The following is a 10,574-nucleotide window of genomic DNA, read 5'->3' as shown; positions in this document are numbered from 1 at the left end:
CTCACCGGCTCCGGCACCCGCGCCGCCGGCGGGCGACGGCTGGTGGCGGCGCGGGCGGTTCTCCCGCAGGCGCTGCGCCGCCGCCTCGGCTCTGCGCCGGTCCATGGTGAAGGCGAAGCGCCGTCGTTCCTGGCCGCGCAGATGCACGATGTAGACGCTGAGCAGGACCGCGGGGACGGCCGGTGCCCAGAGGAGTCCCAGGCCCCCCACCGCCGCCACGACGGCGCCCAGCGTGAAGGCCAGGAAGAGGAGGACGGTGGTACGGCGACGGCGCGCGAGGACCTGCGAGCGCTGCGCGCGCCGGGCGCGTTCCGCCGCCGCCCCCGACTGCCGTCCCGCACGCGGACGTACCGCACGCGGGACACGTACCGGACGGGCCGTACGGGAGGGGCGCGACGGGCGGAACGTACGTTCCGGGCGCGCGGGCGCGGGTTCCGGGACCGGGGCGTGCACCTGCGCCGGTCCCGATGCCTGGGCCGCCGCCTGCCGGGGTGGCGCGGGGCGCTGCGCCGGCGGGCGGGGCTGCGCCTTGGCCTCCCCGCGAAGCTCCGCGGGGATCTCCAGGCGCGCCTCGGTCCGGTCCGGGGGCGCGGAAAAGGCCCGGACGTCGACGGAGCTCATCGACTCCGCCCGATCGTCCGGTTCGACGTCGGAACCCGCCTCCTCGGCGGCGCGTACCTGTAGCTCCTTGGCGTAACGACGCTCCATGGCGCCCCGGCCGGACAGCAACCGGATCGCGGTGCTGAACCGTTCCGTCGGGCGCGCCTCGTTGAGCTCGTCCTGCCTGCGGAGCCACATCGGCACCAAGTAGGCGGCCCAGGCCCCGACGATGACTGCGTAGATGAGGCCGCTGCTGCTCACGGTTCACACCGTAGAGGGGTTCGCGCGAGGGCATCCGCCAATTGGGCCGGTGTGTCGCACGATCTGGCTGATATCACGGACTTTTTTTGTGATTGTTCGGATCGCATGATGGTCACATCCGACCGAATTCGAACACTTATTTTATTTCCGTGACGTTCCCGGCCTCCGCGCCTGGTGCCAGCGGTGGACCAGCCCCTCCGGGGCCTCCTCCGCCGTGAGTACGTAAATGAGATGGTCCCGCCACGCTCCGTCGATGTGGAGATAGCGCGGGCGCAGCCCCTCCTCGCGGAATCCCAGCTTTTCGACGACGCGGCGGCTGGGCCCGTTCTCGGGGCGAATGCAGATCTCGACCCGGTGCAGCCCCACCGAACGGAAGCAGTGGTCGACCGCCATGGCCACCGCCGTCGGCATGACACCGCGCCCGGCGACCTCACGGTCCACCCAGTAGCCGACATGCCCGGAGCACATGGAGCCCCAGGTGATCCCGGCGACGGTCAACTGCCCCACCAGCCGCCCCTGGTACTCGATGACGAACGGCAGCATCCGGCCTGCGTTCGCCTCGGCGCGCAGGTGACGGACCATCTGCCGGTACGTGGGGCGCTGGGCGAGCGGCGCCCCGGGGGCCGGCGGCGGAATCGTCGCTTCCCAGGGGCGCAGCCAGTCGCGGTTGCGCCGGTTGACCTCTCGCCAGGCGCGCTGGTCGCGCATCCTTATCGGACGGAGCGTCACGTCTCCGTCCACCAGCAGCACGGGCCAGGAGGGGTTCATCCGGAGGTACGGGGGTGATCGCCGCCGCGGAGCTGGTCCACGGCATGGGTGAGCAGCTTGCTGAGGACGGCGAGACCGTCCCGTACGCCGCCGGCCGAGCCCGGCAGGTTGACGATCAGCGTCCGGCCGGCCACGCCCGCGAGCCCGCGTGAGAGCGCGGCGGTGGGGACCTTGGTGGCACCCTGGGCGCGGATCGCCTCGGGGATGCCGGGGACCTCGTGGTCCAGGAGGCGCCGGGTGACGTCCGGGGTGCGGTCCGTGGGCGAGATGCCCGTACCACCCGTGGTCAGGATGACGTCGTACGCGGCGGCCACGCCGTCGCGCAACGCCTGCCCGACCGGGTCGCCGTCGGGGACGACCTTCGGGCCGTCGACGGAGAAGCCGAGCGCGGTGAGGCCCTCGACCAGGATCGGGCCGCCCGTGTCGGCGTAGACCCCGGCGGCGGCGCGGTTCGAGGCGGTGACGACGAGGGCGCGGTACGGGGTGGCCCGGAGGGCGGGATCGTCTGTCATGCCGTGCTCCCGTCCCCGGCCCCGGCCTCGCGCGTCCACGTGCCCGACTTGCCGCCGGTCTTCTCCTCGACCCGTACGTCCGTGATCACCGCGACCTTGTCGACCGCCTTCACCATGTCGACCACCGTGAGCGCCGCCACGGAGACCGCGGTCAGGGCCTCCATCTCGACGCCCGTACGGTCCGTCGTCCTCACCGTCGCCAGGATCTCCACGGCGTCGTCCGCGACCGCCAGGTCCAGCGTGACGCCCGAGACGGCGAGCGGATGGCAGAGCGGGATCAGGTCCGGCGTCCGCTTGGCGCCCATGATGCCCGCGATACGGGCCGTGGCGAGCGCGTCCCCCTTGGGCACTCCCCCGCCCCTGAGCAGCTCGACGACACGCGGCGAGACGAGGACACGTCCGCTGGCGCGGGCGGTGCGCGCCGTGACGTCCTTCGCGGAGACGTCGACCATGCGGGCCGCGCCCGACGCGTCGATGTGGGTCAGTCCCCCCGTCCGTCCCTCCGCCTGTCCCGACGGAGGGACGGGCGGAGGGACGGATGGAGGAGCTGACGGAGGAGCTGACGGAGGATCTTGCTGAGACGGTCCGGAGGTCTCCCCCCGGTTAAACGCGGTCATTGCTGTGAGCGCTCCCGGTCCGGGCCCGAGAGGGCCTGTGTGGGCTGACACGCTACCGCCACCACGGGGCGCTCAGCCGATCAGGACCACGTCGAGTTCCGTGCCGGGTTCGACCGACACGGCGTCCTCCGGGACGACGGCCAGCGCGTCGGCGTGGGCGAGGGCCGCCACGAGGTGGGACCCGGCGCCGCCGACCGGCGCGATCGTGCCCGCCTCCGCGTCGTACTTCGCCCGCAGGAACTGCCGTCTGCCGCTCGGCGAGGACAGCGGCCCGTCGCTGACCAGCGTCGCGCGGACCACCGGGCGGTGGACGTCCTCCAGGCCCATCAGGGCGCGGATCGCGGGCCGTACGAACAACTCGAAGGAGACATAGCACGACACCGGATTGCCGGGCAGCGCGAGCAGCGGGACGTGCTCCGCGCCGATCGAACCGAAGCCCTGGGGCTTGCCGGGCTGCATCGCCAGCTTGCGGAAGTCGATGCCGCTGCCCGGTTCGTCCTCGTCTCCTACGGAGGACAGCGCCTCCTTGACGACGTCGTACGCCCCCACGCTGACGCCGCCCGTGGTGACGAGCAGGTCCGCGCGGATCAGCTGGTCCTCGATGGTGGCGCGGAGCGTCTCGGCGTCGTCCGTGACGGCCCCGACGCGGTACGCGATGGCGCCCGCGTCCCGGGCCGCGGCGGTGAGCGCGAAGCTGTTGGAGTCGTAGATCTGGCCCGTGCCCAACTGCTCGCCGGGCTGGACCAGCTCGCTGCCGGTGGACAGGACGACCACACGCGGGCGGGGCCGTACCCGGACGGAACCGCGGCCGATGGCCGCCAGCAGCCCGATCTGCGAGGGACCGAGCACCGTACCGGCCCTGAGCGCGAGGTCGCCCGCCTGTACGTCACTGCCCTGGGCGCGGACGTGGCCGCGGGCCTCGATCGAGCGGTAGACCCGCACCTCGCCGCTCCCGCCGCCCGGTGCGTCGCCCGCCGGGCGCATGGAGGTCGCCGGGCCCTCCCCCGTACCCCCGTCGGTCCACTCGACCGGTACGACCGCCTCGGCGCCCGGCGGGAGGGGGGCGCCCGTCATGATCCGGGCGGTCTCCCCCGGGCCGACCTCGGGCAGGTCGCCGCTGCCCGCCGCGACGTCGCCGATGACGGTGAGCACGGCGGGAAACTCGTCCGTGGCGCCCGCCACATCGGCCGTACGGACCGCGTACCCGTCCATGGAACTGTTGTCGAACGGCGGCAGGGCCACCGGCACCGTGACGTCCTCGACCAGGACGCAGCCCTGGGCGTCGGGCAGTTGCAGCTCGATGGGTTCGAGCGGGTGGATCGCGGCGAGGATGTCCGCGAGGTGCTCGTCCACCGACCACAGCTGCTCGTGGCGGGCCACCGGAGCCGATTCTGCCGTACTGCTCAAGGCGCTACATCTCCTCGCTGACATAACTGCGGAGCCAGGCGCGGAAGTCCGGGCCCAGGTCTTCACGTTCGCACGCGAGTCTGACAATGGCACGCAGGAAGTCGCCCCGGTCGCCTGTGTCATACCGGCGGCCCTTGAAAATCACACCGTGGACCGGTCCGCCGACCTTCTCGTCCACGGAGAGCTGCTGGAGGGCGTCGGTGATCTGGATCTCACCACCGCGGCCCGGCTCGGTCTTGCGCAGTATCTCGAAGATCGCGGGATCGAGCACGTAGCGCCCGATGATCGCGTAGTTGCTCGGCGCGTCGGCGGCGTCGGGCTTCTCCACCAGGTCGTGGACCTTGACCACGTCGCTGTCGCGCGTGGGCTCCACGGCCGCGCAGCCGTACAGGTGGATCTGCTCGGGGTCGACCTCCATGAGGGCGATGACGCTGCCGCCCTCGCGCTCCTGGATCTCCATCATGCGCGACAGCAGGGGGTCGCGCGGGTCGATCAGGTCGTCGCCCAGCAGGACCGCGAAGGGCTGGTCGCCCACGTGCGGAGCGGCGCACAGGATGGCGTGGCCGAGGCCCTTGGGGTCGCCCTGGCGCACGTAGTGCATGGTGGCCAGTTCGCTGGACTCTTGGACCTTCGCGAGCCGTTCGGCGTCACCCTTGCGGGTGAGCGCGCCCTCCAGCTCGTAGTTGCGGTCGAAGTGGTCCTCAAGGGCGCGCTTGTTGCGGCCGGTGATCATGAGCACGTCGGACAGGCCGGCGGCAGCCGCCTCCTCGACCACGTACTGGATCGCGGGCTTGTCGACCACCGGCAGCATCTCTTTGGGAGTGGCCTTGGTGGCGGGGAGGAACCGGGTGCCGAGGCCTGCGGCGGGAATGACAGCCTTGGTGATCCGGGAGGGCGACTGAGTCATACGGATAACCCTATCCGGTGGGCTATGCGCGGAAGATGATGCTCCGGTTAACTTTCGCCGCACCTATGGGTGTACATCCGCAATCGAGAGGTTTGTGATGTCCGGTGGCGCATGAGATGTCCGTAAAGGCTTCCGTACGGAGTGAACTCCTCGCCGCGAGAGCCCTGCTGTCCAGTGAAGACGCGAGAAAGGCCGCGTCGGTTCTCGCGCGGCGGGCCGGAGATCTGGCGGAGCTGGCGGGGGCCCGTACGGTCGCCGCGTACGTCTCCGTCGGGCGCGAACCCGGCACCCGCGTGTTGCTCGACGCGCTGCGCGCGCGGGGTGTCGACGTCCTGCTGCCGGTGCTCCGGGCGGACAACGACCTCGACTGGGCGCGGTACGAGGGGGCGGAGCGGCTCGTACGCGCGGGGCGGGGCCTGTGGGAGCCGGACGGGACGCCGCTCGGCCCGGACGCCGTGCTGACGGCGGAGGTCGTGCTGCTGCCCGGGCTCGCGGTGGACACACACGGGATGCGGCTGGGGCGGGGCGGCGGCTCGTACGACCGGGTCCTCGCCCGGCTGGAGCGGGCCGGCGTCACGCCCACGCTGGCCGTCCTGCTGTACGACGACGAGGTGGTCGAGCGGGTCCCGGCGGAGCCGCACGACCGTCCCGTACACGCGGTGGTGACGCCCGGAGGTGTCAGGCACTTCACCGGCGGCCGTCCTTGAGGGTGCGGTGCGGGGGGAGAGGGAGTGCGGGCCGTGGCCGCCCCCTCGTGGAGGGGGCGGCATCCGGACCGGCCGTCACTACCGCTGATACGGCGTTACGGATTCAGCGTCAGGGTGTCGGTCGTGCTGCGTTCGACGGCGTTGGGCGTGTACGACCAGTCGAGCAGCTCGCCCTTGGCCCACTTGTCCGTCTGGTCGCTGTAGTGCGCGTTGTACGCGTGTCCCGAAGCGCCCGTCAGGTTGATCCAGCGGGATTTGTCCCAGTCGCCGACGTTGACGACCATCCGCATCGACGGGACCCAGATGACGTCGTAACCGCCTGCCGCGTTCCACCCCGTCGCGTCGACCGCCGCCTCGCCGCCACCCAGGTTCCACGGGCCGCGGTTCAGTATGAACTTCAGGAAGCCGGGGCCCTCGGTGCCGAGGGTCTGGTTGTTGAGGTTCAACTGGTGCAGCCGGCCCCAGTTCCAGGAGGAGACGTCCTTGCCGAGCGCGGCGGTCAGCTCCCAGCGGGCGTCCGTCATGGCGCGGGAGAGCAGCTCGTCGCGGGTCTTCGTCGGGCCGTCCCGGCGACCGCCCGCGGCGCTCCACCACGCGTTGTTGTCGTCCTTGATGATGTTGCGTACGACCTCCAGCCAGCGGTCGCCACCGTCCGGCTGCGCCGCGTCCGGGTCACGCTGGCCGCACTCCCGTACCGCGCGCGTGTCGAGGTCGTCCACCGGGCCGGTGTTGTCGGCGGGCGCGACGGTGAGGCAATCGCCCTTGGCGCGCAGCTCCTTGGGCAGCTTGTTGCCGAAGGCGAGCTTGAGGACGTTGCGCCAGACCGCGTTGAAGTAGGCCGCCGCGGCGGAGTCCGGTTCCTGGGTGCCGTCCCAGCCTTCGAGGAGCTTCTGCGCCTCGCGGACGGAGGGGTCCGAGACATCGATCTTGAGCAGATAGCTCTTCAGCAGCGTCCAGGCCGGGCTGCTGTTGTCCATCTGCATGGTCTGCATGTCATCGGTCGAGATCTTGCCGCCGTCCTTGGTCTTCGACTCGATGAGGTCGTTGATCCGCTGGCTCCTGGCGCCGTAGCCCCAGTCCTCGGTGAGCGTGTACGGGTACTTCTTCGCGTCTATCACGGCCTGGTTGGCGGTGACGATGTACCCGCGCTTGGGGTTGAACTCGTACGGGAGCTGGTCGAACGGGATCGGGTCCTTCTCCCAGTTCGCCTTCGGGTCCCAGCCGGGAGCCGGCGTCCTGCCGTCGAAGCCCTTGGGGCGGATCGGGATCGTGCCCGGCGCCTGATAGCCGATGTTGCCCTTGGTGTCGGCGTAGATCAGGTTCTGCGAGGGGACCTCGAAGTGCGAGGCGGCCTTGCGGAACTGGCCCCAGTCCGCGGCCTTGTCCAGCTCGAAGACCGCGTCCATGGACTTGCCCGGTTGCAGCGCGGTCCATTTGAGGGCCACCGCGTAGCCGGTGCCCCGGTCGGGGGCGAGATTACCCACGGGGGCCTTGTCGCCGACCTTCTCCAGCTCGGTGTTGCGGTCCGACACCACGGGTCCGTTGTTGGTCTCGCGGATGGTGATCTTCTTGCTGGGGCCGCCGGCGACCTTGATGGTCTCCTCGCGCGTGACAAAGCGCTTCTCCCCGTCCCCGTAGAGGTACGAGTCGCCGTTCACCTTCTCCAGGTAGAGGTCGGTCACGTCGGCGCCGAGGTTGGTGAAGCCCCAGGCGATGTTCTGGTTGTGGCCGATCACGACACCCGGCATGCCGGAGAAGGTGTAGCCGGCGACGTCGTACTGGCACTTCGGCGAGACGCTGCGGCAGTGCAGGCCCATCTGGTACCAGAGCGACGGCATCTGGGGCGCGAGGTGCGGGTCGTTGGCGAGAAGAGGCTTGCGCGTCGTGGTGAGCGAGCCGGAGACGACCCAGGAGTTGGAGCCGATGCCGGTGCCGCTGGGGCCGAGCAGGGCCGGGATGTCGTCGAGGGTGGTGGAGAGGGAGCCGAGCTGGGAGGCCAGCGCCTGGGTCGCTCCGGCGGGGCTGCCCGGGTCGGCGGGGTCGCCACCGCTGTCGGTGCTGATGCCGGTGCCTGTGCCGGTCCCCGTACCAGTTCCTGTGCCTGTGCCGCCTCCGGTGCCTGTGCCCGTACCGTCGCCGAGACCCGTGCCGGTGCCGTCCCCGACTCCTGTGCCCGTACCGGTGCCGGTGCCCACGCCCGTACTGTCGCCGGGGTCGCCGAGCTGGTCCGTCGCCGGGGCCTTGGGGTCGTACTTCCCGGTGACGGGGTCGATCCCGCCCTCGTCCACGATCGGCGCGTTCCGGTCGTACGGATACTCCGGGTAGAGGTCGGCGACCTGCTTCGCGCTCAGCCGGCTTGTCATCAGTGAACGGTCGATCTCGTCCTGCATGTTGCCGCGCAGGTCCCAGGACATCGCCTTGAGCCAGGCCACCGAGTCGACCGGCGACCACTTCTCGGGCTTGTAGTCGTTGCTGAAGCTCAGCGCCGCGTACTCGACGGAGATGTCCTTGGCGTCACGGCCCTTGAGATAGGCGTTGACGCCCTCCGTGTACGACTGGAGGTTCTTCTTCGTCTCCGCCGAGAGCTGGGTGTCGTACTCCTGCTGCGCCACCCGGCGCCAGCCGAGCGTGCGGAGGAACGCGTCGGTCTTCACCTCCCCCTTGCCGAACATCTCGGAGAGGCGGCCGGACGTCAGGTGACGCCGGACGTCCATCTCCCAGAAGCGGTCCTGCGCCTGGACATAGCCCTGGGCGCGGAACAGGTCGGCGTCGGTGTCCGCGTAGATCTGCGGGACGCCGTAGCTGTCCCGTCTCACGTCCACGGAGCCGGACAGGCCCTTGAGCTGGACGGACCCCGTGGTCTGGGGGAAGGAGGCGCGGACCGTACTAACACCCCAGTACGCGCCGAAACCGACACCCGCAACGAGCGCCAGCACCAGCACGATCAGGATCAGACGGGCGCGTCGCCCCTTCTTTTTGGCGGAAGGGGGGGCTGTGTTGGCGGGCATCGCTGTCCTTCGAGGGGCAGGGTGGTCCTGGGAATGCTGGAGCAACCATAGGCGCAGCGCTCCAACGATCAGGACTCGGTGTCATGTAGTGCGACTGATCAGACGATCACACAAGGATGAGGGGCGCGTGAGGCGGCATACGGGGTGGCGCTCGTACTGACGATCGAGCGCGTCAAGAAAACGTTAAAGATTAGGTAAGGTAACGAAGTACCCGCTGCCGGAGGAACGATCCGGCGAGCACGAGGGGAAGGATCGGCCGCTGACTGTCCACCAGCTCAATGAACTCCTGCTCATCTGCTCCCTCGTGCTGCTGATCGCGGTCGCGGCTGTACGGATCTCGTCCCGCAGCGGCCTTCCCAGCCTGCTGCTGTATCTGGGCATCGGGATCGCCATAGGCCAGGACGGGATCTTCAACGTCAAGTTCGACAACGCCGAACTGACGCAGGTCATCGGCTATGCCGCCCTGGTCGTCATCCTCGCCGAGGGCGGTCTGGGCACGAAGTGGAAAGAAGTCGCGCCCGCCCTGCCCATGGCGGTGGTCCTGTCGACCGTCGGCGTCGCGGTGAGCATCGCCGTGACCGCCACCGCCGCGCACTATCTGGTCGGTCTGGAGTGGCGGGCGGCGCTGATCATCGCCGCCGTCGTGTCCTCGACCGATGCGGCCGCCGTCTTCTCCGTGCTGCGCAAGGTGCCCTTGCCGACCCGGGTGACCGGGGCGCTGGAGGCCGAATCCGGCTTCAACGACGCCCCCGTGGTGATCATCGTCGTGGCGCTCTCCGCGTCCGGTCCGGTGGAGCACTGGTACGTCCTGGTCGGCGAGATCGCGATGGAACTGGCCATCGGCGCCTTCATCGGGCTCGCGGTCGGCTGGGTCGGTGCGCTGTGTCTGCGGCATGTGGCGCTTCCTGCTTCCGGTCTCTATCCGATCGCCGTGATGGCCATCGCTGTCTCCGCGTACGCGATCGGTGCCACGGCCCACGGCAGTGGCTTCCTCGCCGTCTATCTCGCCTCCGTCGTCCTCGGGAACTCCCGGCTGCCCCACGCCCCCGCCAACCGCGGTTTCGCGGAAGGGCTCGGCTGGATCGCGCAGATCGGCATGTTCGTCCTGCTGGGACTCCTGGTCACGCCGCACGAACTGGGCCACGACTTCTGGTCCGCCGTGATCGTCGGCCTGGTGCTGACCGCCGTGGCCCGGCCGCTGTCCGTCCTGGTGAGCCTCGCGCCCTTCCGAGTCCCCTGGCAGGAGGGGGCGTTGATGTCCTGGGCGGGGCTGCGCGGCGCCGTGCCCATCATCCTGGCGACCATCCCGATGGTGTCCGAGATCGAGGGCAGCAAGCGGATCTTCAACATCGTCTTTGTCCTTGTCGTCGTGTACACGCTGGTACAGGGGCCGACCCTGCCCTGGCTGGCCAAGGCGCTGCGGCTGGGCGGCTCCACCGACGCCGCCGACCTGGGGATCGAATCGGCGCCGCTGGAGCGGCTGCGGGGGCATCTCCTCTCCGTGGCGATCCCCGCCCGGTCGAAGATGCACGGCGTGGAGGTCGCGGAGCTGCGGCTGCCCGCCGGCTCCGCGGTGACCCTGGTCGTACGGGACGGGACGAGCTTCGTCCCCCTGCCGTCGACCGTGCTGCGCCGGGGTGACGAGCTGCTGGTCGTCGCGACGGACCCGGTGCGGGACTCGGCGGAACGGCGGCTGCGGGCGGTCGGACAGGGCGGAAAGCTCGCCGGCTGGCTGGGGACGAACGCGCGCGTCTAGGGCGTGTCCGCGAAGTGGGGTCGTCCGCCCG

9 protein-coding genes are annotated in these 10,574 nt (G+C 70.4%); 2 read left to right on the top strand and 7 right to left on the bottom strand.

The window, feature by feature from the left end; translation table 11 throughout:
- From glpR to galU, 6 genes are all read right to left on the bottom strand, one after another.
- A partial coding sequence (gene glpR, locus GT042_RS35050; protein WP_161312721.1) for a gephyrin-like molybdotransferase receptor GlpR occupies nt 1-861 on the bottom strand: 861 nt, incomplete at its 3' end.
- 141 nt (nt 862-1,002) lie between these two features.
- The gene (locus GT042_RS35045; RefSeq protein ID WP_161312720.1) at nt 1,003-1,629 is read right to left on the bottom strand and encodes a GNAT family protein; all 627 of its coding nucleotides are present in this window, start codon (nt 1,627-1,629) and stop codon (nt 1,003-1,005) included.
- Nucleotides 1,626-2,141, bottom strand: coding sequence for a MogA/MoaB family molybdenum cofactor biosynthesis protein (locus GT042_RS35040; protein WP_161312719.1), 516 nt, complete (start codon nt 2,139-2,141; stop codon nt 1,626-1,628). The genes GT042_RS35045 and GT042_RS35040 overlap by 4 nt, the downstream gene beginning before the upstream one ends.
- Nucleotides 2,138-2,593 (bottom strand): cyclic pyranopterin monophosphate synthase MoaC, encoded by a 456-nt coding sequence (gene moaC / locus GT042_RS35035; protein ID WP_237531512.1) that lies wholly within the window; start codon nt 2,591-2,593, stop codon nt 2,138-2,140. Before moaC ends, GT042_RS35040 begins: the two co-directional genes overlap by 4 nt.
- Nucleotides 2,594-2,830: 237 nt before the next feature.
- Nucleotides 2,831-4,165 carry a gephyrin-like molybdotransferase Glp gene (glp, locus tag GT042_RS35030; RefSeq protein WP_237531511.1) on the bottom strand — a complete coding sequence of 445 codons (1,335 nt, stop codon included), beginning with the start codon at nt 4,163-4,165 and terminating at the stop codon, nt 2,831-2,833.
- A 4-nt stretch (nt 4,166-4,169) separates the two neighbouring features.
- The gene (gene galU, locus GT042_RS35025; protein WP_161312717.1) at nt 4,170-5,072 is read right to left on the bottom strand and encodes a UTP--glucose-1-phosphate uridylyltransferase GalU; all 903 of its coding nucleotides are present in this window, start codon (nt 5,070-5,072) and stop codon (nt 4,170-4,172) included.
- A 116-nt stretch (nt 5,073-5,188) separates the two neighbouring features.
- Between galU and GT042_RS35020 the strand changes: the two genes are divergently transcribed.
- Nucleotides 5,189-5,779 carry a 5-formyltetrahydrofolate cyclo-ligase gene (locus tag GT042_RS35020; protein WP_161312716.1) on the top strand — a complete coding sequence of 197 codons (591 nt, stop codon included), beginning with the start codon at nt 5,189-5,191 and terminating at the stop codon, nt 5,777-5,779.
- 95 nt (nt 5,780-5,874) lie between these two features.
- Here the strand turns inward: GT042_RS35020 and GT042_RS35015 are convergent, their stop codons facing one another.
- On the bottom strand, nt 5,875-8,787 hold the full coding sequence (locus GT042_RS35015; protein ID WP_202534635.1) for a penicillin acylase family protein: 2,913 nt from the start codon (nt 8,785-8,787) through the stop codon (nt 5,875-5,877).
- A 214-nt stretch (nt 8,788-9,001) separates the two neighbouring features.
- On the opposite strand from GT042_RS35015, the gene GT042_RS35010 reads away from it, so the two are divergent.
- Nucleotides 9,002-10,543: a potassium/proton antiporter gene (locus GT042_RS35010; RefSeq protein WP_161312722.1), complete on the top strand. Its 1,542-nt coding sequence runs from the start codon at nt 9,002-9,004 to the stop codon at nt 10,541-10,543.
- The last annotated feature ends 31 nt before the right edge of the window (nt 10,544-10,574 follow it).

This window comes from Streptomyces sp. SID3212 (genome assembly GCF_009865405.1).
Taxonomy (GTDB): Bacteria; Actinomycetota; Actinomycetes; order Streptomycetales; family Streptomycetaceae; genus Streptomyces.
Note: the sequence above shows the minus strand (reverse complement) of the source record. Positions and strands in the feature narration are given on the sequence as shown.

Coding starts and splice junctions, on each gene's coding strand:
- GT042_RS35045 (WP_161312720.1), bottom strand. CDS start 1,629: ATGAACCCCTCCTGGCCCGTGCTGCTGGTGGACGGAGACGTGACGCTC.
- GT042_RS35040 (WP_161312719.1), bottom strand. CDS start 2,141: ATGACAGACGATCCCGCCCTCCGGGCCACCCCGTACCGCGCCCTCGTC.
- moaC (WP_237531512.1), bottom strand. CDS start 2,593: ATGGTCGACGTCTCCGCGAAGGACGTCACGGCGCGCACCGCCCGCGCC.
- galU (WP_161312717.1), bottom strand. CDS start 5,072: ATGACTCAGTCGCCCTCCCGGATCACCAAGGCTGTCATTCCCGCCGCA.
- GT042_RS35020 (WP_161312716.1), top strand. CDS start 5,189: ATGTCCGTAAAGGCTTCCGTACGGAGTGAACTCCTCGCCGCGAGAGCC.
- GT042_RS35015 (WP_202534635.1), bottom strand. CDS start 8,787: ATGCCCGCCAACACAGCCCCCCCTTCCGCCAAAAAGAAGGGGCGACGC.